Origin of the sequence: Bradyrhizobium sp. WSM3983, assembly GCF_000473045.1 — a bacterium.
Taxonomy (GTDB): Bacteria; Pseudomonadota; Alphaproteobacteria; order Rhizobiales; family Xanthobacteraceae; genus Bradyrhizobium.
Genome location: NZ_AXAY01000017.1, coordinates 112691 through 138050, shown reverse-complemented (window position 1 = coordinate 138050; position 25360 = coordinate 112691). Strand labels below are relative to the sequence as shown.

21 protein-coding genes and 1 pseudogene are annotated in these 25360 nt (G+C 58.5%); 9 read left to right on the top strand and 13 right to left on the bottom strand.

What is annotated here, in order from left to right:
• The first annotated feature begins 314 nt into the window (after positions 1-314).
• Entirely contained in the window at positions 315-608 is a 294-nt protein-coding gene (locus YUA_RS50170) for a hypothetical protein (RefSeq protein WP_156947215.1), read from the top strand.
• Between the two features lie 117 nt (positions 609-725).
• On the opposite strand, the gene YUA_RS48620 is transcribed toward YUA_RS50170, so the two are convergent.
• Positions 726-1181 (bottom strand): SDR family NAD(P)-dependent oxidoreductase, encoded by a 456-nt coding sequence (locus YUA_RS48620; RefSeq protein WP_084292828.1) that lies wholly within the window; start codon positions 1179-1181, stop codon positions 726-728.
• 16 nt (positions 1182-1197) lie between these two features.
• Positions 1198-1923 carry a TetR/AcrR family transcriptional regulator gene (locus YUA_RS44930; protein WP_051383363.1) on the bottom strand — a complete coding sequence of 242 codons (726 nt, stop codon included), beginning with the start codon at positions 1921-1923 and terminating at the stop codon, positions 1198-1200.
• Positions 1924-2329: 406 nt separating this feature from the next.
• Here YUA_RS44930 and YUA_RS44925 point away from each other — a divergent pair, with 406 nt between their 5' ends.
• Both YUA_RS44925 and YUA_RS0124165 read left to right on the top strand, forming a co-directional pair.
• Complete coding sequence (locus YUA_RS44925; protein ID WP_035971744.1) at positions 2330-3517, top strand: diaminopropionate ammonia-lyase; 1188 nt, start codon at positions 2330-2332, stop codon at positions 3515-3517.
• A gap of 590 nt (positions 3518-4107) precedes the next feature.
• On the top strand, positions 4108-5016 hold the full coding sequence (locus YUA_RS0124165; protein WP_027532999.1) for a LysR family transcriptional regulator: 909 nt from the start codon (positions 4108-4110) through the stop codon (positions 5014-5016).
• Between the two features lie 245 nt (positions 5017-5261).
• Here YUA_RS0124165 and YUA_RS0124160 read toward each other — a convergent pair whose 3' ends face one another.
• The 4 genes from YUA_RS0124160 to YUA_RS44920 all read right to left on the bottom strand — a co-directional run bounded on the left by YUA_RS0124160 (position 5262) and on the right by YUA_RS44920 (position 10526).
• Positions 5262-5786: a hypothetical protein gene (locus tag YUA_RS0124160; RefSeq protein ID WP_027532998.1), complete on the bottom strand. Its 525-nt coding sequence runs from the start codon at positions 5784-5786 to the stop codon at positions 5262-5264.
• 259 nt (positions 5787-6045) lie between these two features.
• Positions 6046-6297: a hypothetical protein gene (locus YUA_RS50165; RefSeq protein WP_156947214.1), complete on the bottom strand. Its 252-nt coding sequence runs from the start codon at positions 6295-6297 to the stop codon at positions 6046-6048.
• A 762-nt stretch (positions 6298-7059) separates the two neighbouring features.
• Positions 7060-7497: a GNAT family N-acetyltransferase gene (locus YUA_RS48615; RefSeq protein ID WP_256375383.1), complete on the bottom strand. Its 438-nt coding sequence runs from the start codon at positions 7495-7497 to the stop codon at positions 7060-7062.
• Positions 7498-8429: 932 nt separating this feature from the next.
• Positions 8430-10526: a prolyl oligopeptidase family protein gene (locus YUA_RS44920; RefSeq protein WP_051383362.1), complete on the bottom strand. Its 2097-nt coding sequence runs from the start codon at positions 10524-10526 to the stop codon at positions 8430-8432.
• Between the two features lie 1067 nt (positions 10527-11593).
• Here YUA_RS44920 and YUA_RS0124145 point away from each other — a divergent pair.
• A complete protein-coding gene (locus YUA_RS0124145; protein WP_027532997.1) occupies positions 11594-13009 on the top strand; it encodes a pitrilysin family protein in 1416 nt (471 codons plus the stop codon).
• Positions 13009-14376 (top strand): pitrilysin family protein, encoded by a 1368-nt coding sequence (locus YUA_RS0124140; RefSeq protein WP_035971813.1) that lies wholly within the window; start codon positions 13009-13011, stop codon positions 14374-14376. Before YUA_RS0124145 ends, YUA_RS0124140 begins: the two co-directional genes overlap by 1 nt.
• Before the next feature lie 398 nt (positions 14377-14774).
• Here YUA_RS0124140 and YUA_RS0124130 read toward each other — a convergent pair whose 3' ends face one another.
• On the bottom strand, positions 14775-14981 hold the full coding sequence (locus YUA_RS0124130) for a cold-shock protein (protein WP_027532995.1): 207 nt from the start codon (positions 14979-14981) through the stop codon (positions 14775-14777).
• Between the two features lie 611 nt (positions 14982-15592).
• Here YUA_RS0124130 and YUA_RS44915 point away from each other — a divergent pair.
• The 3 genes from YUA_RS44915 to YUA_RS51180 all read left to right on the top strand — a co-directional run bounded on the left by YUA_RS44915 (position 15593) and on the right by YUA_RS51180 (position 18448).
• Positions 15593-16849 carry a polysaccharide lyase family 1 protein gene (locus YUA_RS44915; protein WP_051383361.1) on the top strand — a complete coding sequence of 419 codons (1257 nt, stop codon included), beginning with the start codon at positions 15593-15595 and terminating at the stop codon, positions 16847-16849.
• 583 nt (positions 16850-17432) lie between these two features.
• On the top strand, positions 17433-17651 hold the full coding sequence (locus tag YUA_RS48610; protein WP_084292825.1) for a hypothetical protein: 219 nt from the start codon (positions 17433-17435) through the stop codon (positions 17649-17651).
• Positions 17648-18448, top strand: a complete 801-nt coding sequence (locus YUA_RS51180) for a hypothetical protein (protein WP_198029499.1) — start codon at positions 17648-17650, stop codon at positions 18446-18448. Before YUA_RS48610 ends, YUA_RS51180 begins: the two co-directional genes overlap by 4 nt.
• A 705-nt stretch (positions 18449-19153) precedes the next feature.
• Here YUA_RS51180 and YUA_RS50160 read toward each other — a convergent pair.
• The 3 genes from YUA_RS50160 to YUA_RS0124095 all read right to left on the bottom strand — a co-directional run bounded on the left by YUA_RS50160 (position 19154) and on the right by YUA_RS0124095 (position 20996).
• A complete protein-coding gene (locus YUA_RS50160; RefSeq protein ID WP_027532992.1) occupies positions 19154-19546 on the bottom strand; it encodes a hypothetical protein in 393 nt (130 codons plus the stop codon).
• Positions 19547-19563: 17 nt separating this feature from the next.
• Positions 19564-19755: a hypothetical protein gene (locus YUA_RS0124105; RefSeq protein ID WP_245285246.1), complete on the bottom strand. Its 192-nt coding sequence runs from the start codon at positions 19753-19755 to the stop codon at positions 19564-19566.
• Between the two features lie 938 nt (positions 19756-20693).
• The gene (locus YUA_RS0124095) at positions 20694-20996 is read right to left on the bottom strand and encodes an HU family DNA-binding protein (RefSeq protein ID WP_027532990.1); all 303 of its coding nucleotides are present in this window, start codon (positions 20994-20996) and stop codon (positions 20694-20696) included.
• A 35-nt stretch (positions 20997-21031) separates the two neighbouring features.
• On the opposite strand from YUA_RS0124095, the gene YUA_RS50155 reads away from it, so the two are divergent.
• Positions 21032-21301 carry a hypothetical protein gene (locus YUA_RS50155; protein ID WP_156947212.1) on the top strand — a complete coding sequence of 90 codons (270 nt, stop codon included), beginning with the start codon at positions 21032-21034 and terminating at the stop codon, positions 21299-21301.
• A gap of 145 nt (positions 21302-21446) precedes the next feature.
• On the opposite strand, the gene YUA_RS0124085 is transcribed toward YUA_RS50155, so the two are convergent.
• From YUA_RS0124085 to YUA_RS51860, 3 genes and pseudogenes are all read right to left on the bottom strand, one after another.
• A complete protein-coding gene (locus YUA_RS0124085) occupies positions 21447-21629 on the bottom strand; it encodes a hypothetical protein (protein ID WP_027532989.1) in 183 nt (60 codons plus the stop codon).
• Between the two features lie 319 nt (positions 21630-21948).
• Positions 21949-23490 (bottom strand): Fic family protein, encoded by a 1542-nt coding sequence (locus YUA_RS0124080; RefSeq protein ID WP_027532988.1) that lies wholly within the window; start codon positions 23488-23490, stop codon positions 21949-21951.
• A gap of 850 nt (positions 23491-24340) precedes the next feature.
• Positions 24341-24542: pseudogene (locus YUA_RS51860) on the bottom strand (hypothetical protein).
• Positions 24543-25360 lie beyond the last annotated feature (818 nt).

Below are 25360 nucleotides of genomic sequence, written 5' to 3'. Positions count from 1 at the left end.
AACGATTGTTGCCGATTTGGGTGCTTTGGATTCTGCTGGCCAATCCAAGCTCCCCCGGCCGAAGCGCGGTTCGGGCGGGCAGGATCGAATACAAGCATGTGCCGGCAGCAGGCGGTAAGGCGCGAGCGCGTGATGAACAGGGAGCCTTGGTGTGTGCAGACCCTTCGGATGACTACAGTGTTGTCGCGGTAGGAGCGCCGCCTGGACACATCACGCAAGTTGCCTCTCCAAGATCGATGACACTCGATGCAGATCGGCGACCAGCGAGGCGCATTATCTGCCGGCATCATTTGATGCGTTGAGAGCCAAGCGCCATGGCCCAGCCTCCTTCTCAAGAGATTGGCAAAGCGGATAGCTGGATAGAGGATTTCCATCTCGAAGCTGTCGCTCGTACATGGCACACAAAGGAAGCCCGGCCGCTTTCGGCGAACGGGCAGAAGTCAGTCTTGGCGGAACGCGGGTATTCCGCCAGCTTCCGTCGACAGTGGCAGCCTCTACCGGCCGATGTAACCGCCGAAGCACGTGGCCGGACTGAAAACGCGCTGGATTTGATGCTCGACATGCACCGAAAATATTCCCCAGCTCTAAAAGTTCGAACACCGTTCTGATTGGCCGAAGGCTCTTCTCCAAGCCGACGTCTTTCTTATCCGGGATCTTATAGGATTGGTAAAATCGATTGTGTTGATGGACCGCATCTACAGAATGGATAGCTATCAAAATGCTTCTTACGGTCCGTTGTCATTGGCGACTTCGCGGTTTCGACATCGCCGGCTCCAATATTGTACGAGCCGGGTAAGGCGTGGATTGGTCAAAGAGGTTTTTGGGTTCGGTATCACCCGAATGCCGTAGCGCACGAACTCACGGGCAAGCGGTAGCGTTATTCCCACAATTCCGCCCTTGGATACTGCATAAGTGGCCTGCCCAATCAGGCCATCGAATGCGGCAACGCTGGCTGTGTTGATAATCACGCGCCGTTCCTCACCAGCGGCTCGGCCGTATGAAAGGCGGGCGGCAAACTTCGATAGCATGTTGAAGCTGCCGATCAGATTGATGTTGATTGTCCTGGCGAAGTCTCGCAGCGGGAGCACCCTGCCGTCTCGACCGATAGGCTTACCGGGCGGGCCGAGGCTAGCGCAGTTGACCAGGATACGGTCTTTTGGCTGCGACACACGCGCTCGCATCAATGGCAGACGGATGCTAGCCGGGAGCGGCGAGGTCGTCTTTGGCGGTACCAAACACGCCTCGATACCAGACCTTTGCGCAGTGTGACCCTATGTGCTTGATCTCCGCCTCGCTTGGATCTTCCGACGCGAGATCAAATTTCATATAGGCAACCTGCTCCATGGTGGCGCCAAGCACTTCAGCAGCCATCTCAGGATCGAGTTCACGGCTGAGTTCGCCCAAGCCCTGAAGCCGTGTCAGCCAGGTCGCGGTGCGCCTTACGAAGCGGCTACGTTCCGTGACATAGAGCGACAGAAACGTGGCTTTCTCGCCGCGAGCCGCCGCCTCACGCATGACACGCAACAGCTTGCGATGCTGGGCATAGATCTTGAGATACGCGATCGTATTCTCAACGAACTCGGCTTCGGTTGCCTTCAATGAGCGGCCCGACGTTCGCTTACTCGCAACGTAGATCTCGTCGACCAATGGCCGCAATACGGCCAGCAGGATCTCGTCCTTATTTCGGAAGTGCCGGTAGAAGTTGCCGTAAGACGTTCGAGCGAGCTTGACGATGTCCTGGACCCGGGTGGCCTCGTATCCTTTGCGCGCGAATACGCGTGCCGAGGCGTTCAGCAGGCGCTGACGCATCGCCGCGCCCTTCGCCGTGGCAGGGGCTAACGGCTCCAACGCAGAATCGGTCTCCAGCATTTGCCACCCATAGCGCCGCGGCTGCTTGACCACCAGCTCGGAATCCAGTAACATGACGTCAATGTCAGTTTAAGACTAGGCTCGAATCGCAGTCAGTTCAAGGCCGAGAGCTGAAGAGAGCTCGCTTGGCCTATCGATGCAGCCAGTAGCCCCCGAGCAGGGGTGGGCGCCCTCGGTGCTCGGTCGCGGCAATTCCGTTCGAATTCAATATTTCGCCTCTCCGTTGGAAAGGCGACATCCAGGGATGTGTTGATGTATCCGGGCTCCCACGCGCTGACAAATCCGGACCGCCCTGCCCTCATCATGACGGCGACCGGTGAGATCGTGACGTACGCCGAATTGGAGAATCGGTCTCGACGGGCTGCAAGCTGGCTCTTTGATGCCGGTGGAATGAACCGCTCGCCTCGCCAATGCCCTGTCGTATGTATGCCGCTGAATTTGGTCAACACAACACAACGTCATGCTGCTCCGCAATACGCTCAGTGATTATCGCTCGCCGCTCGATTCTTCCGACGCCGATGCTCTCGGCCTCGAGGCTGCTTTGGCGGTAGGGCGCTTCCTCCAGCATCGAGAGGGGACGGCCCCGACCCCGATGGTTTCACTTCCTGCCGTTGCGCGCCGTCTGGATGTCGGATCCATTTACGTCAAGGACGAAGGGCAACGACTGGGTCTCGGTAGCTTCAAAGCACTGGGGGGAGCCTATGCCGTAATACAGCTTGTCCTTGGGCTCGCGTCGCAACGATGGGGCCGTCCAGTTGGCGTTTCCGAGTGGCGCTCGCCGGAGGTCGCCACCGTCGCCGCGGGTATGACCGTGACGTGCGCCACCGACGGAAACCACGGCCGATCGGTCGCACAAGGCGCCCAACTCGTCGGCGCAAGCTGCGTCGTCTTTGTTCATGCTGGAGTCAGCGATGAGCGCTGCCGAGCTATCGCGCGGTATGGTGCCCGTATCGAACGTGTTCAGGGCAATTACGATGATTCCGTTGCGTCGGCATCGAAAATCGCCAGCGAACGGGGCTGGATTGTGGTCTCCGACACATCTTGGCCGGGTTACGAACGGATCCCTCGCCTCGTCATGCAAGGTTATACAGCATTGCTTCGTGAGGCCCTTGGCGCACTGCCGAAACCTCCGACCCATGTATTTATCCAGGCCGGTGTCGGAGGGATCGCCGCGGCGACTGCCGCTCATTTTTCACTTGTATTCGGAAAGGACAGACCCTTCTTCACGGTGGTCGAGCCGGCTCGAGCCGCCTGCCTTCTCGAGAGTGCCAGGGCCGGCCAGATCGTGAAGGTGCCGCACGACAGACCAACTGTTATGGCAATGCTTGAGTGCTACGAGCCATCACTTGTTGCCTGGCGCATTCTCTCGCGCGTTGCCGATGTCTTTATGACCGTCGAGGACGACGAGGCGGTTGCGATGATGAAGGAGCTTGCTTATCCCGTCGATGGCGATCCGGCGATCGTCGCCGGCGAAAGTGGCGCAGTCGGTCTCGCCGGATTGGCAAAGGTGGCGGGTGATCCAGCGTTGCGCGCGGAGATCGGGCTCGATTCAAATGCCTGTGTCTTCCTAATCAATACCGAGGGCGCGACTGACCCAGCGCTCTATGAGAAGCTCGTGGGCGTTCGCCCCGAGCACGTGACCGGCTGAACCGGCGTAGGATCACACATAAACATGCCCAGTTGTCCGACGTTTATGTGGTTTGCAGTGGCCACGCGTGACCGCCCTGTGTCCAGCGGTCGCGATGAGACAGCGATTTCGGTCTTTCACATGCCTTGCAATCACCGGTCATTGCATGTGGATTTCAAGCACCCTTCTGCATTCTGGAATGGTTCGCGATTCCTTCGCCGGCTTGCAGATACAGTTGATGACTGCAGTCGCCTGCTCGCGTTTCGCGGCAAACCCAAAGCGACGTCGGAGGGCCTCTCGATTCTATGGAAGCAAGTAGCCGATATACGAAGGGTTGGAATAACTATACCAAGGTTTGCCGTACACGCCCCGGCGAACGCCTGTCGCTTCGCATATTGTGCAGTCTCTAGCGACACGGGCCTGCAATGACCCTGTGCTAAACTAGACGCTCGCATACAGTTGGAACTTCTCTCGGAGCAGGTGCAGAAGTTCGTCATCATCCTGCTATGTCTCGACTCTAACTCTCCATCCAAGGTTTGCCGCGACTCCCGTGAGTTGGTAAAATCGATTGTTTAGATGGAGCACATCGACACGAGGGATAACTTCGCGCCATGCGTTTCAACGGCCTTGATCTAAATCTTCTCGTCGCGTTCGACGCTCTCATGACGGAGCCGAACCTCACCGCGGCGGCGCGGCGAATCAACCTGAGTCAGCCGGCCATGAGCGCGGCCGTGGCCAGGTTGCGCACCTATTTTCACGACGAGCTTTTTACGATGATGGGTCGCAAGCTTGTTCCTACGCCGCGAGCCGAAGCGCTTGCTGCCCCCATTCGCGAGGCTCTGTCGCACATCCAACTCTCCATTATTTCGCCCGATGGATTCAAGCCGGCGGAATCGAATCGTCGCTTCAGGATCATCCTTTCCGATTTCATGATGACCGTGTTTCTTCGAAAGGTCGTGGACCGCGTCGCGCAGGAAGCTCCCGCCGTCTCCTTCGACTTGCTGCCGCCCGAAGAAGACCCCGATCAGCTTCTCCGGCGCGGTGAGATTGACTTCCTGGTTTGTCCGGAATTGTTCATGTCGCGTACGCATCCCAAAATGCCGTTGTTTGACGAAAGATACGTGTACGTCGGCTGCCGCAAGAACAAGCAGCTAGCCAAGCCGCTTTCATTGGAGCGATATCTGTCGATTGGACAGGTTGCGGCCAAATTCGGCCGGACGATCAGACCTTCGTTCGACGAATGGCTCTTGCTCGAGCACGATCTCAAGATTCGTATTGAGGTCGCTGTGCCGGGCTTTAGTCTGATCCCTCCTCTGCTATTGGGAACTGAACGTATAGCGACAATGCCATCGAGGATGTTCAAGCATTTCGAGAACACAATGCCGTTGCGAACGATCCAAGCTCCGTTGCCGGTTTTTGCGTTTACCGAGGCAGTCCAATGGCCTGCTCTTCACAACGCTGATCCGGCGAGCATTTGGATGCGGAGCATTTTTTTGCAGGAGGCGTCCCGCATCGCATGAGATCGCCTGAGGCGCAGCCTGATTGGACTATCCTTGCTGCAGTGCTTGAGCCGCGTGGGAAGTTCCTTGTCCATTCGGCCGAACTTGATGAGTAGGCCATACCGAAGTCGGTGAAGGCCTGGACATCCTCGTCTCGGAAGACATGGATCCGATGATCCCGTCCTCGATCTCCATTTCGTTGACCGACGTCGCGCAGCCAGTCTTCGTTTCGGCAAAACCGTCCACCAGAAAAGCAGCGCCTGACATCAGCGCTGGTTCGTGCTCGGTTCGGAGATCAGTGGCGCGCCCCCGACCGAGACCGGCCCTTCTGGTTTAGCGGGTTGGACCGCTCGCTTGGCCGACCTCGAAAGGGGTGCAGCTGGCGGCGGCGGAGAAGGAGCGAGAAGAACGGAGGATGGGACGGTCGGTTTCTGCAACGACTCAATTCTCGATGTCAGCGCCTCGATCTGATCCGCCATGCGTTTCAAATCGTCTTGCTGCGCGCCGATGTTACGGTTGATCTCTCCAATTTGATCACTTGCCTTCTGCTGCTCGGACCGAATCTCCAATAGTGCCTCCCTATCTTCAGGTGACAGGCCTGTCGTTGGGACGACGTCACGAGCCGACGGCTTCTCGAAAATTTCTTCGAGATTGGTCCAAAAATAGGCTGCCCCGGCGCACAGACCGATGGATACGGCCGCGAGCGCGAAAAACGACGCAAACCGTCTTGACGACCTGTGTAAGACGGGCGGTGGTTCCAAGCTGCTCACTTGATCAATCACATTCGTCATCCCTCAGCCTGCCATTCTCATCCGTGTTGGTTTTTCTCGTGACGCGATAAAGGGTGATGGTCAAGAGATCCTGAGGAACGAGAGCGCATCCTTGCGCAACTTTGTCCGATCGCTTGGCATTGCCAGCCGGCGCGGCGAGCCTCGTAGCCCATACTTCCCTGGAACTGAACGATCCGGAGTTGCGACCCGACGAGTGAGCGGTGCCAAAGGGAGTGCCATCTTGCCAAGATCGCGCTCGTCCAGCTCCAGTGATCTCCTTTCAGACAAGCGCTATTAGGAGCGCCTGTCTCCTCGCCGCCCTTCGTCGCCGCAAAAAGCCTTGCAGCGGTTCAACACCAGGGCTCAATCCTCGCTGTTGCATATCTGAGTATCCAATTGGCTTGCGCGGACGGTCCATCGAGTTCAGCCCGTTGTTGGAAATGCCGGCATTTTTGCGCGCAGTCAAATGCTGCTGCTGCTTGCGCTTTAGCCCCCGAATGGTCAGCTTTATGAAGAGATCGTGGGACTGCAACCCAGCGCTCCTCGTCGCCGGCTCGCTCGTTCAACGCTTTCTTGCGCAAAACGCAGACTCACGCACAAAAGCTGCATCGTGAACAGAAAAACGCAGGCTGCAAGTCGTGTCTCGAGCGTAATTTCATCGCCGTAATGGGCGGCTTACGTTGACGAAGCTCGATGGCGCGTGGCGCAATCGTTAACTCGCATCTGATTCATTTTCGGGACGTGCCCCCTCCGCTTTACGCGATTCCGTTCGAGGGATCGGACGCCCGAAGAAGAACGCCATCTGGCAGCATGATTGATCGGTTGAGGGAAATCGAACAACTGTCGATAAGAATGCGAACTATCCGCAATCATTTGCCGACGAGCTTTTCGATCACGGCCCGCGGCCCGCATTGCCGGAATCCACCGGTGCATAGGCTGTCATCGTGAGCTGGGTATTGCATCAGGACACGCCCTGCCGCCACGGGGATATCCTACGCATACGCCAGCGCAGGAATCGATCCGATGCCGATTGATCGTCTAGGCCGGCCAAATCCGAAATAGAGTTGTCAGAACAGAACTCGCCGTCGGAGTTCTGGCTCTTGTGAGGATGGCTCGGCTGAGGCCCCCCACGTTCGCGGGCTTTAACCAAGAACGTCGAAGGGCTTAGCTAGCGCCTATACCTGATCTGGTCGCGCAAGACACCAATGGGCATGTCTGCCTTGCCCGGTGAGAGATCAAGCGCGCCTGACGACGCGATATAGCCGCCACAATCTGCGTAAGTGCTACACACAATTTATGCAAATGTTGGAACGGTTGAATCCGGGATACCGCGTCGCGGTGCGCGGCGCCGCCGAGGCTCCAGCCGGGTTGGAGCCGGAGGGCTAGCCTGCCCTCGTGGGCAAGCTAGGCCGTGCAACGGCAATTTTAGGCGCGGGCCAATCTCTGAGAAGCCGAGCTTCAAGTACAATGCTGACCTGGGACTGCGGTTCCACATCGGCTGCCTTGGCGCCCCTACTTCGAGTTGGCCCCACCCTTTTGTTGTCCCAAGGGTAACGGCTGCATCGATGAGCGCCATCGCAACACCAGATGATCGTTGATCCGGCACCACGTAGAGCTCAGTGATAATGCCATAGGTTCCGCGGGCAAAGAGGGCGGCGCTTTCCGATAGCATGATGAGGCCGACGGGGCGTTCCTCCGCAAAAGCAAGAAACCCCGAGATGCGCTCTTTCATGGCAAGCAGTTCGGCAACCAGTTGAGTATCTACTCCGGCCTCCACGTGACCGGCCCCAAGTTCGGCAAGCAGAGCACTAGCCATCCGAGTCACCGTTGCGGCATCATCGACCGACACCTCACAAGTCGTCACCATGTCACATCCTCCACTATGTAGCTCAGCGGCAGGAACGGAGCTGCCGCAGCTAACAACCCAAAGCAGATATGCTGATAACTTGAAGGTCCAATGACGCCTTCGTTCACACCCTTGAGAGGTCGCTATATCCTCGCTTGCTGACGGTGGCTCAAGATTTAATGAAATCCGCCTTCTCGGCGATTGGCCGAGGTTTCGATCGTAGCCGGCCTCACGGCTAAAGCGTTATTCGACCAACGCGACAAGGCTACCAGACACACTCCAGCGACCCTATGTGTCGTTCGTGGTATCCTGCTTTACTTGGCCAGCTAAATGAGCTCGGTCAGACTGGCGACCGATTGACGCAGGTCGCATTTCGCTCGATGCGAGCAGGCCCGCGGCTGTTTGATGCGACGCGCGATCGGCGGAGTCAGCATGTGGACGCAATGTCAGTTAGGTCAACAATACGACGCGCACGTCGGATGGTGCCGTGTGGGTCGGAGTTGTCGAACTCGTCGAAGGCGTCCCTCCATCTCATCAGATGCGCCACGATGAACGAACCATTGGCCGATAGTCTCAGAGAATGAACTACGGCGCGAGTCGAATACGCACTCTTTTTTGTGTTGGTTGGAAAACCAGCTTTCTTATATTTGCGACGAACGGATCGTTTGTTGCTGCGTGAAAACATCACCGCCTGCCACTACCGACATGTCTGACCAGTGCCAGAGCCTGGAGCAGTGACGGTACTGCTTCTCTTGTCTGCTCCCAACATTTCAATCCCGCACGATCAGCACTCGCCATAGGTTAAGGGTGAAGCTCGCTTAGACCTCATCGTCCAACCAGCCGATTTTCCTCTTCAGGAACTGAAAACCAAGCACCTGAAAACTGGCATGCTCCTTGTGGTCCCTGCCATAGCCGTGGCCGCCCGCGGCTGCTTCGTAGAAATAGGCCTCGTAGCCCATCACCTGCAGTTTCGCTACCATCTTGCGGGCGTGCCCCGGATGAACCCGATCGTCCCGCCGCGTGGTCGCAATCAGAATCGACGGATAGCTTTGGCCCGGTTTGGCCGCATGATAAGCGGAATAGGTTTTGAGCCATTCCCACTCCTCAGGCTTGTCGGGATCACCAAATTCCGCGATCCAGCTCGCACCCGCAAGCAGCTTTGTGTAGCGACGCATGTCGATCAGAGGAATCGTGCAAAACAATGCGCCAAACCGCGCAGGATAGCGCGTGAGCATATTGCTGATGAGGATGCCGCCGTTCGACCCACTTTCGGCGGCTATCCGCCTCGGCTCAGTCACGCCGCGGCGCACCAGATCGGCGGCCACGGCCGCGAAGTCATCATGCGATAGTGTCTTGCCGGCAAGCCGTCCGGCGTCGTGCCAACGTGTGCCGAACTCGCCCCCACCGCGCAGGTTCGCCTGTACGGTAGTGCCACCACGCTCCAACCAAAGCTTGCCAAGGGCCGGATTGTAGTACGGCCTCACTGAGAGCCCAAAGCCGCCATAGCCGCTCATATGGACCGGCGCGTTGCCGCTGTCCGCGGCTGGACCGGTCTGTACATAGGGAATCCGCTCGCCATCGATCGAGGTCGCCTCGTGCTGCGTGACCACAAAGCCCTCGGCGCTAAACATCTTTGGCGCCTGTTTCAGCACGGTCGGGCTGGAGATGCCGCGTTCGATCAACATCAGCGAAGGTGACGTGAGCGGATCCTGCACGGTGGCGAGAAGGTCGCCGTTGCTTTCGGATGGATGGTTATCGAAGGGCCACACGTCGACCACGCCGATGCCGGGCAGCCCGCGCAAATTCTCGTGGCTCCAGCCGGCGGATGAGGGCGTGCAAGTCTCGAATACTGGGCGTAGCTCGTCGAGAATGGAAAGGACGAGTTTGTCGTCGGCCCAGAACAATTCCTGCAGTGCCCGGCGCGGACCCGACGCGAACACGATCGTGAAGTTGCGATCGCCGGCCAAAAAGGCAGACAACGACATCCCAAGCACAGTATCGGGCCCGTGGGTAACGCCGGCAATGCTCCATGCTGAGCGCAGCTTGACCACAAACCAGTCCCGGTGCACTCGCAGCCAGATGTCGGAGGGAAGGTCGAGCTTCACACTCCCCTCGGTTTCGGTTCCGAGCCAGACGTCGACGTTGAAGAAGTCTAGGTGATCGAAGAACCAGACACGCGGCCATTGTCCGGTCCAATCGACTTCGCAACAGGCCCACATGCGATCTGGTGTGGTCTCGAACACCACGGCGGCGCGCTCCACAGGCTCGCCACGGCGCCACAATCGCACGGTCCTCGAAAAGCCCGCTGTCGTTGCCATGCCGCTGCCATGTGCGCTGGACAACAGCAGCGTGTCGGGATCGACCCAAGTGACGCCACTCTTGGCTTCCGGCAACGTGAAGCCGTCGACCACAAAGTCTTTCGCATTAAGGTCGAATTCGCGCAGAGTGACAGCATCGCTTCCGCCGCGCGACAGGCTCACAATGATTCGTGGATGATCTCCTGGCAGCGAGGCAATTGAGTTCAAAAGCCAGTCCTCGCCTTCCTTTGCCGCGAGCTGGTCGATATCGAGCAAGGTTTCCCAGGAAGGATTCGGCTTACGAAATTCGTCCAATGTGGTCACTCGCCACAGGCCGCGTAGCTTGCTGGCGTCCCTCCAGATATTGTAGAGATGGTCGCCACGCCGCCCGACATAGGGAATATTGTCCGGTCGAGCATAGATCGAAGCCAGTGCATCGCGATCCCGCTTGAAGGCCGCTCCGCCGAAGGCCCGCAACGTCCTGCCGTTCTGCCGCTCGACAAAGTTCAGCGCGCGTCCGCCTTCTATCTCTTCCAGCCAGAGATAGGGATCATCATCGGGAGCGGAGAGCGTTGGCCTTCCGGCTTGCGCCCTTGTCGTCGATCTTGCTTTCGACACCGTTCACTCCCAGGGCTGGCATTGGTGCGCACTTTTCGATGCGCCATCGAGACTTGCATCAATTGGTTTGATCGCCACACCGAGCCTACAACCTAACGCGGCATGCGATTCAAGTCCTTCTTTCGAAGTGACCGCTGCTCCGCAGATTGGGTCATTGACGTTGGCACCGCGCCTTCAGCTCGTCGACGAGCAGCAGTTGGTCCTTGGCGCTTTCATCCTAGCTTTCATTCGCCGACGCATGCATTGGAGAGATTTTCGGCAAGGCGCCGCAAGGATAGTCGGCCCAAGCAGATACGCTGCAAAATGGATGTAGGCATAAACTAGCGACGCGCGCGGCATTCTGCACCGCCGTCAACTACCAACGTTAGTAATTGACGCCGACGACAGCGCGTCGTTGCTGGTTCATGATCTTCTGCGGTGCGACCGCGGGGGGTCCATTGCGCGGTTTACCAGGATGCGTGGTTTACCAAGTCACTTTAGTGATGAGCAATCTTTATCCGTCCGGTGCCGTGACCCTGAGTGGGCGCCGTATGCAATGGGAGCATCGACTTGGGTCAGAACGCCGGCGGTTCAGCACAATCTTCGCATCACGTCTGTCAAAGGGTTGCGCTGCGCATCTCCGCCTATTCAAGACCAGAAGTGAGCGCGCATCATACAAGGATAGAGGGCGACACATCCAGAACGCAAATGAACAACATTTGGCGTTGTCCGATACATGACCATGTTGGAGACGCAACATCGCTTGTTCGAACTGCCCTTTAGTATTTGCGAAGTTTCCTCTTTGGCACGGCTAATGCTTTGGAAGATTCGCATCGCGTTGGACCGACATGGTCCTGCGGAAGCGCGCAGGCTCTCGATTGGAACATCCGGGAGTATAGAGCAGCCGAGAGATGACAATCGCCCATCACTCATTCCTCTTTCCTGACGAACTGCAATGGAGCTTTTGAACAGCCATGCCGATCCAGCAACTGACGAACTATGTCGATGGCAATATTGGAGCCAAAAGCCGGGCGCTCTACCGCGTTTTCTCCTGGGATCTTTGGGTTCGGATGTTTACACGAATCTCGATGTCCTCGGACCGATCGGCGGCATACCTTCTTGCTGCACTGCTCACGAGTTGCAGTCTTTCTACCGGCAGCGCACTTGCCCAGACGACGCTCACGTCGGCGCCGCCCGCCAGCTTCACGCTCAGCAACGGGCTTCAGATCGTGGTGATCCCGGACCATCGCACGCCCGTGGTCACGGAGATGATCTGGTACAAGGTCGGCTCCGCCGACGAGACGCCCGGCAAATCCGGGCTTGCCCACTTTCTCGAGCATCTGATGTTCAAGGGCACGGAAAAGCACCCGATCGGCGAATTTTCCAAGACCGTGTTTCGCGTCGGCGGCAACGAAAACGCTTTCACCTCACTTGATTACACCAGCTACTTTCAGCACGTCCCGCGCGAGCAACTGCCGACGGTGATGGAGTTCGAGGCCGACCGTATGAACGGCCTCATCCTCAAGGACGAGAACGTACTGTCCGAGCGCGACGTCGTGCTCGAAGAGTACAACATGCGCGTCGCCAACAGTCCCAATGAGCGCTTGAGCGAACAGATCATGGCCGCGCTCTATCTCAATCATCCCTATGGCCGGCCCGTGATCGGCTGGCATCGGGAGATTGAGAAGCTCGGCCGCGAGGACGCGCTCGCCTTCTATCGCCGCTTTTATTCGCCGAACAACGCGATCGTCGTGATTGCCGGCGACGTCGAACTCCCCGAAGTCCGCGCGCTGGTCGAACGCAATTTCGGTCCCATCCCGGCCCAGCCCGCGATCCCGGCGCAGCGCGTCCGCCCGCAAGAGCCGGAACCGGCAGCCCCGCGCACGGTCACGCTGTCCGACCCGCGCGTCGAGCAGCCCGTCCTGCACCGCTACTACCTGGTGCCCTCGGCGACGACGGCCGCGGCCGGCGAGAACGCCGCGCTCGACGTGCTCGCGCAGTTGATGGGCAGCGGCAGCAACTCCTATCTCTACCGCGCGCTCGTCGTCGACAAGCCGCTCGCGGTCTCCGCCAGCGCCAGCTATTCCAGCATCTCGCTCGACTCGACCCAGTTTGCGATCTCGGCCTCGCCGAAGTCCGGTGTCAGCTTCGCAGATATCGAGCAGGTCATCGACGGTGTCATCGCCGACATCGTTGCGAGCCCAATCCGCGCCGAGGACCTCGAGCGGGTCAAGACGCAGCTCATTGCAGGAGCGATCTACGCCCAGGACGACCAGGCGGCGCTAGCGGGCTGGTATGGCGGCGCGCTGAGCACCGGGCTCTCGATCAAGGACATTCGAAGCTGGCCGGACCGAATCCGCGGCGTGACCGACGAACAGGTCCGTTCGGCTGCGCAAAGTTGGCTCGATAAGAAGCGCTCGGTCACCGGCTATCTGATCAAGGACACCGCTACCGCCAAGACTAACGCCAAGACTACCACCAAGCGCGAGGAGAAACGTTTGTGATCAATCCCATCCTTTACGCCCGACGCATCGTCCTGTCGTTGGCCGCCGGCGCAGCGCTCGCTTTGGCTCCGGTTTCGCCCTCCAAGGCCGCCGCAAAGGTCCAGCGCCTGGTCTCGCCGGGCGGCATAGAAGCCTGGTTCGTACAGGACGCGACCGTGCCGCTGATCGCCATTGAATATTCCTTCGCCGGCGGCTCGGCGCAGGGTCCCAAGGACAAGCCGGGCGTCGCTTTCCTGGTCAGCGGCCTCCTCGGCGAAGGTTCCGGCGATTTCGACTCCAAGACCTTTCATGAGCGTCTTGATCGCCGCGCCATCGAGCTGCGCTTCCGTGCCACCCAAGACAGGTTCCAGGGCAGCCTGCGCATGCTGCGCGACAATAAGGACGAGGCCTTTCACCTATTGCGGATGGCGCTGACAGCGCCGCATTTCGACACCGCCGATGTCGACCGCGTTCGCTCGCAGGTGATCGCCGGTCTGCGCCACCAGACCACCGACCCGTCGTCGCTGGCAACCCGCAAATTCCTGGAGATCGCCTTCGGCGATCATCCCTACGGCCGGCAGACCAACGGCACGCTGGAGAGCGTGCCGACCGTCACGGTCGCCGACATGAAGGATTATGTCGGCCGCGTGCTGGCCAAGGACACGCTGAAGGTCGCGGTCGTCGGCGACGTCGATCCAGATACTCTCGGCAAGTTGCTCGACAACACCTTCGGCGCCCTGCCAGCCAAGGCCAATCTGGTGCCGGTTCCGGAGATCGAGGCCGCAAAGCCGCCGCAGCGCGCCTTCGTGCCGCTCGACGTGCCGCAGACCGTGATCACCTTCGGTGGTCCCGGCGTGAAGCGCAGCGATCCGGACTTCATGGCGGCCTATGTCGTCAACCACATCCTCGGCGGCGGAATGTCCTCGCGACTCGTTCGCGAAGTCCGCGAGAAGCGGGGTCTGGCCTATTCGGTATCGGAATCGCTGCACTGGATGGAGCATTCGGCGCTGTTCATCGGTAATACTGGCACGCGCGCCGACCGCACCGGCGACACCTTCGACGCCATCGAGAAGGAGGTACACCGCATCGCCGAGGAAGGCCCGACGCAAAAGGAGCTCGAAGACGCCAAGTCCTACCTCAAGGGCTCGCAGATGCTGGCGCTCGACACCTCCTCCAAGCTGGCCCATGAGCTGCTGCTATATCAGCATGATCAGCTCCCGATCGACTATATCGAGAAGCGCAACGCCATTGTCGATACGGTCACGCTGGACGACGCCAAGGCGGCTGCCAAGCGGCTGTGGGGCCAGGGCCTCCTCACTGTCATTGTCGGCCGCGCACCGCAAGCCGCGGCGCCGTCTGCCGCCGTTCCGGCGCCGAAGTCAGACTGATTGGGCGCACATCGATGGCTGGGCTTGTCCCGGCCATCGACGTCATGACCCGCGCCGTTCTTGGTGATTCCCGGCGCCCATGCTGGTACAACCCTGCTGCGGTAGTCCCGCGACACGGCCATCGCCGACCCGATATGCTGACCCGGCTTCGCCTGCGCCTCACGCGCGGCCCGGCAAAGAACAAAGACGTCGAGCGACATCTGCTGGCGAAGCTTCCCAACTGGCAACTGTGTTGACGCCGGCTCGGAGCCGGCCCTTCAGTTTGAAAGCGATGATCGATATCCCTGTGGGACAAGGGTCGCCAGAGACTTACCTTGAAAACGTGAGGCAAGTCATGAAAGCATAAGGCGCACCCCATTATGGCCCCTGGCCTCAGCCCGCTTGCCAAAGCAAAAATGCTAGATGAGGCGCAGGTTTTCGGCTGATATTTTTCCCGAGCGGCCGATCTTTGGTTCGTAGCTGATCTTGTCTCCTTGTGGGAGTAAGACCAAGCCAGCCTTCTGCACCGCAGAGATATGAACATACACGTCGCGGCCGCCGTCGTCCGGTGCGATGTAGCCGTAGCCTTTACTCGGGTTGAACCATCTCACGATTCCAATCGCCACTGTCTTTGCTCCCAAGAACGACACTGAATCACGCGCTGCGATCGAGCAGCCGCGTTGCTCACCTCAGCAACTCGCGTGCCGCTCCCAATGCGCTGTAGATAAGTGTAGAAGGCCGGGGTGTTTCGCGCGAATTCGCGGAATTCTTTGTCTGTCGTTCTTGAGTGCCACGTACGGATGTCTTCAACCCGACAGCACTGATACGACAAGATACGAGGGCGATGACTTCGACCCCTCTCTCCTGTACTCATTTGTCCTGTGCAGATGACATCACGAGACTCGCTGGACCGCTTTATCCAAGTGATGTTGATTGCAACTGACGTTTGGCAGCGGTCCATTGACCAGGAGATCTCTAGGGCCTCGGGCGAGCCGATCGATCATCGGTACTTGAGTTTCGATGGGAATGGGCCATCCACCGCCAAACCACGGAAAGTTGTGCGCTACTTTCCAGATTCTTCTTGTGACATGCTAGGCACGTGCATTTAGACGGCTCACAGGATCGGTACCGTCGAGCCGGGTGCAAACAATGCCACAAAGCCTCGATCCGCGTGGCTGGCTGTTGGATCAGGCGATGGGTCGTTTCAACGTTTCTTTCATTTGCCGATGGAGAGTCGATGTCTAAGAGGCAAGCGGTGTGCCAGCTAAAACTGTCATTGGGAATGCTCGCTGGACTCGCCGGCATTGCTGGGATCTCCTGTGCTATCGCAGCGAGCAATCCGCGATGGGACAGCGCACAGGGCTTTGGTGCTCGAACGACGGGCGGCCTGGGAGGCGAAGTGGTTCAGGTCAGCTCACTCAAAGACCTGACTTATCAATTGTGTCGTTCGTATAGCTCTGGAATCTGCAATGACGATAGTCCGCGCGTTGTTCAGATCATCGGGACCATAGATTTCACAGGAACGGAAGGGCGAGGCGAGGGTCCGGGTTGCCAATACAGCAACGCCTGTCAGACGCCCTACAAGAGTGAATCGCTTCTCCTCCTAGATGGGCTCGATACGCACTGTGACGGCAAGCTCAAAATGGAGGTCAACTTCGATAAAGCGGGCAAGCGTCCCTTGGAGGTCGGAGCAAACAAGACCGTGATTGGCGTCGGATCAAACGCTACAATTAGGGGCAAGGGACTGCGACTGAATGGTGTGAGCAACGTCATTGTCCGCAACCTGACCATCAGTGACATTAATCCCGGCATTGTCTTCGCGGGCGATGCGATTGCAATTTCGCGAGCGAACCAGGTCTGGATCGATCATAACCGTTTTCATAACATTGGGCGCCAGATGATTGCCGGCGGCCTTGGGGCGACGACGAATATCACGGTCTCGTGGAACGATTTTGATGGCAGGGATAACTACTCCTCTTATTGCAACGGAGCGCATTACTGGAACCTCCTTTTCCTTGGCAGTCCTCAGTCGATCACGGTTGCCAACAACTACTTCCATGAGGTCTCCGGACGGGCTCCGCACATTGACGGTCTACAGTCGGTCATTCACCTGGTGAACAACTACTTCCACAACACCGAGCTGCTGCAGCACAATGGTTTCTTCCACGCCCTGGATGCCGGACCGTCTGTTCAAGGCCTGATTGAGGGCAACTATTTCGATAACATTGAAACCCCGATCAGGGCCGAGACTGGGCATGTCTTTGGCGCGCTGGGAGGCGTAAATCGGGAAATGCAAGACCTCTGCCTAGCCATGCTTGGACGCATGTGTGTGGGCAATATCGCAAGGCCCGCGCCGCGCATCAATGGATTCCGGCTGGATGAAAGCGTCATTAGATCTTTTGGCGCTCTTCCGAAGGCGACTATTCATCGTCCTTTCCAGGCGGATGATATCCCGGCATTGGTCATCGCCAACGCAGGTCCCGGACACATTTGATTTTTCCGATAGGATCCAGCGAAGCCGCAGCCGCACGCACGCATCTGGGCCGATGGTCCGGCGGGAATTCCTCCCTTTTCCGGCAGACCAATTGCCGGTCGTGACAGCTGCGCTTCAAAGAGCGCCTTAAGCATTCAGGCCAATCGATCCTCACTCCGGACGCATGGATTTTTTGCAAGAGCGCAACCGCCTCGAAGCTTTCGGCGGGTCTAGTTCGGCCTCCTGCTCGCCCAAGTCTCGGTCCACGAAACACGGTCTGTCTGAACTGATTGAGACCTCATCGGCAGCTGCCGTCGGTTCAAAAACAAATGCCCGGCTTGTGTCGACGAAAGCAGCTCTTGCTGCGCCGGCTGCTTTAATGGGCTAACACAAAAAAGACCTCCGGATGCGGCGCCCTATTCCTGCTGTTGCAGCCAAAGAACGCATTTTTCCATCGTGATTGCGGGACATTTAGCGGCCTTGCGGCGAAGACAAAGCCATATCTCAGGTTTGAGAGAGCTGGCTTGGGTATGGATTAACAGTCTTTCGAAGCGAAGGCTTGACGTCATGCCCATGGATCCGGGGCGGCCAGTGAGAGTGCGTTATGGGGCATGAATTCTACAGAGAACTGGCGCAGCAGGCGCGTGATCTCGCAGAGCGGGCCGATCCGTTCACCAGGCAGCGGTTGCTGAAGCTGGCCGGCAGCTACGACGTGAAGGGCGGAAATTTGGCACGGTCGCCACGGCCGACGGAGCGTCCGCTGCCGATTCCGCGTACCACGCCGCCCGCATCGATCTTTTCAGGCCCGGGCGAGGCTGGATGAAGTTCGGTGCAGGCCACCCGTTCGCTGATCCGGAAGCCGAGGCACGCAAGCGATCGCTGGCGGCATCGAGCCCAATCAATGGCCCGTTCCTTTGCGATGCCAGCCGCACCAGCAGCGGTTTCCGAACGGGCCTGACATTCGCGGTCGAACGCGATTGGATCAAGCGGCATGAGTCCGGAACGCATGTGAAACCGGCTGAGCGCGGAATTGAGTTTCAACCAGTTGTCGAGCACGAAACTAAGCGCTCCCGCTCTCGGTTGCTTTCGCTGGAGCCGACCGACGTCCTTGAATTGATCGGAAGGTTCAGGCCGATCAGGCAAGCGAAAAGCATCATCGACGAGCATTGGAAGGATGACGACCATGATGGAAGACAATTTGGCTCGCATGCGCACACATCGGAACGCCATCCAGCGCCACCGAAGACTGCTGAAAACCAAGCTCACCGAACACGACCGGCAGTACGTCTGCAGACGCCTGTCGGAGGAAGAGTCGGCCCTCGAAAGCTTGCGAGCGGCGAGTTTTCCAATGGTGTTCACCGAAAGCCGCAGGCCGATGACGTCAGCCTCCTAGCCGGTACGGTCGTGTCGATAGCGACGCACTACGCGCACAGGAGCGCCGCTATGGCACCCACGGCAGCGAGTTCATATATCGGCTACAAATATTGGAGTCTTTTTTGGATGCGTGGCCTAGTGATTCTCTTTGTGGCCTTTGTGGTTATGCTGGCGGCGCGCGGCCAGCATAAGATTGGTTTCGTGCCGCGTCCAACCGCATCCATGCCACCGGTCAATGTGCCCTAAAGCCGAAGGTTTGGCCCAAATAGCGCGGATTGCGCTACAATTTGCTTCCGTCTCTCCGGGAGCTCGGACCGGTTTGATTAGGCGGAGCCTCGCTTTCCAAGTTGTCTGAGGACCTGCAGGAAGTGGGTAAGCCATGCCTCAAGCCATGCGTCAGTCGAGGCCATTTGTGCTGCCGCGATCGTGCGCGCGCTCGTCTCATCACCAAGGAAGATTTGAGGACGGCTGTTTTGATTTCTGACTGGATCTTGCACTTCTTCCACCCTTTCGCGAGGAGCGTGGCAGGGAGGTGTCCGGACCTCCCAAGCCACGCAGCCGCGACAGCTCGGTCGGCGAGCGGTTTTGGCATGTGCTAAACTGTATCGCTTCCCGGGCAGGTTGAAATTGATCTAGCGCAAACACGAGAGCCGTTCGTCTCTGACCCAGCAGATTTGTGGATTGTCCCGGTTGTGTAATCCGAGAACACCAGCTGCGTTTTTCTAGGCGCATTTTCAGGGCCGCGCTTCAATCCAGTGCAAATCGCGCAAGTTTCCTGTCGTAATCGTCTTTTGCTCGCTCTGCGATGGAGTGTTGCCCCATCAAGTCTCTGGAGCACGCCCGCAAAACGAGCGGGACCCGGCGAGTAGACTGGATTATCGGCGCGGGCTGACGCCAGCCTTGATCCTCTGAGGCTGCGGTCCGGCCGAATGTCCCGTTTGTGCGAGCGGGTCAGGAAGCGTTTGCGCTTCTTCGCACGTGGTCGGTGCGGCGGCGCTGCCGCCGCCCGCGCCGACCTGAGTGCGCGAGCACCGGCAGCGGGGCCGCGGGGATGGGGTATTCGGGTGGATCTTTTGCGGGCTCCGGACGGCTGGGGCGCGCTTCCATGAACTCCAAGACGGCGCGTCCCTTTTCCGTTATGCGCCAGCCGCCGTTCATACGTTCGATCAGGGCTTGCGAGAAGATGTCAAGGTCGGGCACGAGCGAACCCAGTCGTCGAGTGCGTTCGGCCCAATCGCTACCGCTGGTCGCCAGGATTGCCATGTCGCGCTTCAAGTCCGCCATCACGGCAAACCCGTCCGGATAGCTCACCAGGATCTTAAGAACTGTGACCTGGAAGTTCACCGCCCGCCCTCTTGTAACTATCGCCACATCGTCAGCGGCTTCGACAGCGCGTCGCGGCGAACCTGCGGTACACAGTCGGACGACGTCTCTCCCTGAGTGGCTGCTTTCAGGATTTTTGAGACGACGTTGGTCCGGCCGTCGGTGTCGTACGGGGACACATACTCGCAGATATCGTCAACAACCATGCGCATCAGAGCAAGTATGACCACCTGAATGTCCATAAACTAGAACTGATACAAATAGAATAAGCCGGAACCCAAGCTACGCCTCGGAATTGCAAGCTGCAACAGCCCCTCGAGGATACTGGCCATGATCCGAGGAGCCACACCGCAACAACATGGCGGCTGGGTGTAGACCACGTCCGGGGCGACATCGGGTTCTAACGCCGTATGGGCCACCATCTCGTTCCACGCATTGCCGAGTCCTCCCACGGCATTGCCGCCGATGACAGGCCGTTGGCCCGGACGTCAGGAACCGCCGGCCGATCGGCACCGATCATCAACGTCGGCATGAGTTCGCGGGATCCAGGCAGCTGCCGGTTGCCGCCGATTACCCCAAATGACGACGCTGCTGCCGACCCGACGCCGACGGCACCATCGTGACAACCATCATCATCGACATGTCGTTAGGCAGCACAGCATCACAATAGCTCCGAGGCGCCATCCGCCACACCAAGGCTGTTGCCGTTTGCGGCCTGGTTTCAGCTTCGGCGCCGTTCTATGACCGGATGCGCCACGGTCGTCACATCGCGGGACTAAATGGGCGTCTTCCCGCCCTCGGTGAAAGCAACGTTCGGATCGCACCAATTCACGCGCTGCGGCGTCGATCAGAGCTTCCTTTTAATTTTGGCGTTACCGATCGCGACGATTTTGATGTCTGCCACCGACGGCCATGCCTCGCCAGTGCCTTGACTAACGGCAAGACGACCGAGATCGCTTGCCAGGTCCGTTTCGTCCTCGCCAACGATCCGAAAGGTCTGATCGTGGCCTCGTCCCGGACCGCGTTTCCGAACTGGCGGCGCCCTGCCAGGCGTCTCAGCATTTATCACTCGGTTGGCCGATGAGGCATCCCTACGCCGGCAGTGGCAACTGAGGTGCGCCATCCGTCCTCGCACCAACCGCCACTTAGCGCGATCCAGCGGACTTCATCATGTCGCGACTGCGTCCTTAGCAACCTTGAGCGGTGACGCCTTGACCGACTTGCTGGCTGGCTTGGCTGCGAATTCCATCGGCTCCTTCGTGAAAGGATTAAGTCCGCTGCGGGCTTCAGTAGCAGGCTTGTTCACGACCGACATCTTGACGAAGCCGGGGATAACGAACTCGCCAGCCTCGTTCAACTCCTTGTAGCCGACGATCGCCAACTGCTCGATGACGGCCTTTACGTCACCTTTGGAAACCTGCGTTCCTTGAGCAATTGCTTCGATGAGCTGGTTCTTGGTCATCTTGGTCACGATGAATTCCTTTGTAGCGCGGAACGATACGATGGGTGAAGTACACCGGCTCTGTTGCTTTTGTTCGAGCACGGCAAAACTACACGAAATTGCCTTCGTTCACTGAGGTGATGACGTCGACCAGCTTAAAACCTAAGGGAAGCGAAAACACAACGACCAGTTCGATCTCTGTTTCCAGCATTCGCTCACTCGTCACAGGTGGACGGCGCATGCCTATCCGGTATGCAGCTCAATGTTTGAAATCGGCCGATGCAGGAGTCAGTGCGGCAATCAGCCAATCCATCTCGGTTCTCGCAGACGAGTGATGATCGCATAACTTCATTCGCGATGACAGAGCGAGCCCCATTCTGTTTCAAACTTCGTAACGCTCGCGCTGACAAGGTCACCTGCGAAGGAAACTCAGGGACCGCGAGTACTGGTGAGAGACGCACCAAGCTATTCCACTCTATCTTACCGGCGATGCCCTAGAGAGATGCCGAGCTTGATTGCCTTTTGACGGAGAGAACCTTCCGTCCTTTTCATAGACTTCGCGATCCTCGCTACGGGCACCTTCGCCTTGGAGTGCGCGCGAAGTTCTTTGACGTCCGCCTTCGTGTACTCGCGGCGGACTACTTTCTTCACTTTCTTCGCCATTGGAAATCTCCACTCGTTGTAGAGCGGGGCTTCTATCACGAAAGATCAAATTAGCAATGTTGCGACGCGTCGAATTTCGTGCGATTTATAGAGCGCTATGGCGAATTAACTTCCGGCCCGATACTTGCAAAAGTGCTGCCTTATTCAGCCAACCACATTGAGACGCTGAAGGGTTTCCGGACGTGATAGCGGCGCGATGTTTGTGCGCGCGTCATAGTACCACCGCCGGGTGTGCCTCGCGTGCGATAGGAGTGATGCGGCCACAGGAAGTCTGTCGCGGCGCTGAATCATCTGTGTGTGCGCCTGCACTAGGATGCAGTTACTCAGGAAACGCATTCCTGTAACTCGCCTCGACTTTGGCGATTTCATCGTCGGTCAGTTTGGCGAATTCTTTTTCCCGGCCACGTTTCGACAGAACACCCGTGTTCTGGCGCAGGAAGCGAAACAATAGGTCGACGGTGCCGTCCGGCATGTCGACGATCTCCGTCACGCTACGCCTGAAGGTGTCGTAAGCTTCCAGATATCTGGCTTCCGTCGGCAAATCGATATCGATCGTCCTTGCTACGCATTCATAGAGGAATTCGGCGTGAGGCGTGGCGTCGAAAAAGCGATAGAAATCGGCCGTCTCGTTGAGGACGCGAACATTCCCTTTGTCTGTCGGCTCCCATTTGATGAAGGGCAGCAGGCGGGCCGAATAGCTTTCAAGAGTGCGCCGGTAATCGTTGATGTGATCCAGGATAGCGGCGGACACTGGAAACACCATACCGGGCGGGTTGAACCCGCGTTCCGCCAGAACATGATGGATCAGATAGCGGTGCAGGCGGCCGTTGCCGTCCACAAATGGGTGAATATAGATAAACCCGAAGGCGAGGATGGCGGCAGCAAGGACCGCGTCCAGATCCGGCGCTGTCTTGCGGTCGAACGCGACCAGCCCCTCGATCAAGGACGGCAGGTCCTCGTGCCTTGCGCTGACATGGTCCGGCAAGGGCGTGCCCGAGTCGCGGTCCCGGTCGCCCACAAAGCCCCCCTCGTTGCGCAGGCCCAGCTGCACAAAGCGATCGTCGCCGATGACGATGCGTTGCAGGCGCAGCAGTTCGTCGAGGTCGATCGGCTTGCGCCCGGCTTCGCCAATGGCTCTGCCCCAGCGTTGAATGCGCTCCTGCGGCGGATGCTCGCCTTCGATCTCAAAGCTTGAGCGCGAGTCCTTTAACAGCAGGAAGGCGGCCGTGCGCGCCAGCACGTCGGCGGGCAAGTCGGCAATAACCTCACGTGCGCGCGCCGGCAGGTTGCGTTTGGTGAATTCACGTAAGGTCTCTGTCCGGAAGATCATCGGGCAGAAGGACGGCGTCCCAGGCAAATTATTTTTGACGCGGTGACGCGTGGAGGTAACCGCGGCTGCTGTCCATTGCAGATCGGGATCAACAACCTCCGCGTAAGTGCCTTTCTCCGCAGCCGGCAGATTGAGGGTTTTGCCGAGCAGCCACTCGTACAGAAACCAGCTCCGTCGGGCATAGGTGCCGGTCGGCGTGCCCCTGACCATGGCCTCGATCGGCTCTGGTCCAGTTGCCTGAAACAGCGCTTTGAGGACCAGCAGGTCCAGCCCTTCGTATTTGAGGGCGAAGGTCAGATGTCCTTCAAGGCTGGCTGACGGCGCGTGGCGTGGCGTATAAATGTGCCAACCGTCTTGCTCGTATGCCTTATGGCGAGGGCCGACGGCGGATAGCATGCGCGGTATCGGAACTTTCAAGCCGTGGGCGTCGATCAGCGCCGCGTATCCCACCGGTGTGGCGCGTTCGGGCAGTCTTGAGCCGTGAAAAGTCGTTACAGGTTCTGAAAAACGATATTTACGGATATTTTCCATGAAAATTCGATCTAAGTCGTGACAGCGAACTGTGAGGACAGGCTGACATGAAAACTCGAAATTTTCCATGAAAATCCATAACTTTTGCGCCGTTTGCGTGAAATCCAGAGTCTCCGAGGTGACAAAAGGGGATGGTGCGGAATGGGCATTTCCTTGCTGACCTGATGGATAGAGCATGGTCGTTTTGGCAGGAGATGCGCCGATGCAAACGGCGTGGCATTCATGATGGCCATCAGTCATCCGCACTTCTTCGGGCCAGCAGCGGTGTCAGGATCAGATCATTCAGAGGCGGTGCATTTGCGCTCAGTTGGATCGCCTTGATTTCAAGCTGGGGTTTGAAGGCGAGCGGGCGACCGCGGGCCTTCCTCGCGTTGGGACGGCGGGCGCAAACGACTTTTCCAGGTCGACGGCGTTCTGACTATCTGCACAATTCAGCACCGTCAGAAAGCGTTCGCCCTGTTCGCGGGCGACGCGCCGGCGCTGACGGCGTACGCGCCGACCGTGGTGCGTCAACGCTGCAAGCTGCGACGGGCAAAAGTCTGGAGCACTCAGGTTGAGCTTTTTCGGCCGCCGGCGTTGAATCACTACGACGAGCTTCCATATTCTCCGACACGGCGCGTCCATTTTCGGTTATGCAGCACCCGCGGTTCGTGCGTTAGATGAGGGCTTTTGAAAAAATGTCAGGGTTGGGCATGTGCGAAGCCGGTCGTCTGGTGCGTTCGGCCCAATCCTGGCCGCTGGTCGACAGGACCGTCATGGCACGCGTGAGGCCCGCCATCGCGGCGAACCCGTTCGGATAACTCACCAGCAATCCCAAGCACTGTGACCTCGAGGTCACCGCCTCTGGCGATTATCGCCACGTCGTCGGCGCACGCGAGAGAGCTTCGTGGCCAACCTGCCGCAGACCTGTCGCGTGACGTTTCACCCTTGGTGGCGGCTTCTAGAATTTTGGAGGCCAAATGGGTGCGGGCGCCGGTCTCGTGACGGGACACGCCCTCGCAGACCTCTTCGAGGACCGCGCGCAAGAGCGCGGTGGTAGCTGTATCCAACATTGGGAAGCCCCCAGCGGAAAGTCTCCTCCTAGCAGGTTTCTTCCTCCCGCAGATTCAACAGTGCTAAGCTGATCGAAAACTTTCACGAGCCTCAGCATCTGCACGCGCATGGGTCGAGCTTCCTCTTATGGCTTCTACCGGCGCGCGCTTTTGCTCGCCATCTTCATGCGAGTTCAGCGTGCTCGGCGGTCACGTGCTCTCGTGCTCAAATTCGGCCTTGCTCTTTTCCAATCGGAGGGGAGCTATCCTCAGCCCAAACTCCTTCGAGCCATGACCATTGGTTGCGGACGCAACCTCACGAGAGGACCGTCAGTTTGTGGGCAATGATTGAATCGAACTGAACGCAGTCTCCAGGATAGGTCGCGCCAATCGCGATGGCCACGCTGCCGACAACGGACTGCAGAGCTCGATTGAAGGACGTCAACAGACGAGCGGACATGAACGGTGGAAGAGCAACCACTGACGCGTCCATGCGACGCGTGGGCATTCCCCTCCATCATCACCCGCAGAAGCGATGAAACGATCTTAGCGGCGCACGAGGACGCGCCTCCTTAATTCTCCGCGGAAACGGCAGCTGCGCGCGCAAGACGCCTACATTCACATGATTCTTAACGTGTGCCGCCTAAAGCCGCTCGCGCTCGCATAACTCTCTCGTTCGTCAGCTGGCGGTCAGCTACGCTGACTATGACCCGTCACCGGCTTCATCAGCCTTGGGCGCAACGCATCACTGAGAGGAACCCGACTCACCATGAACCGCCGACCCGGCCGCTACTTCCACTTCAGATGGCGCGCGAGCGATGCAGCCGAGCTTGTTCGTT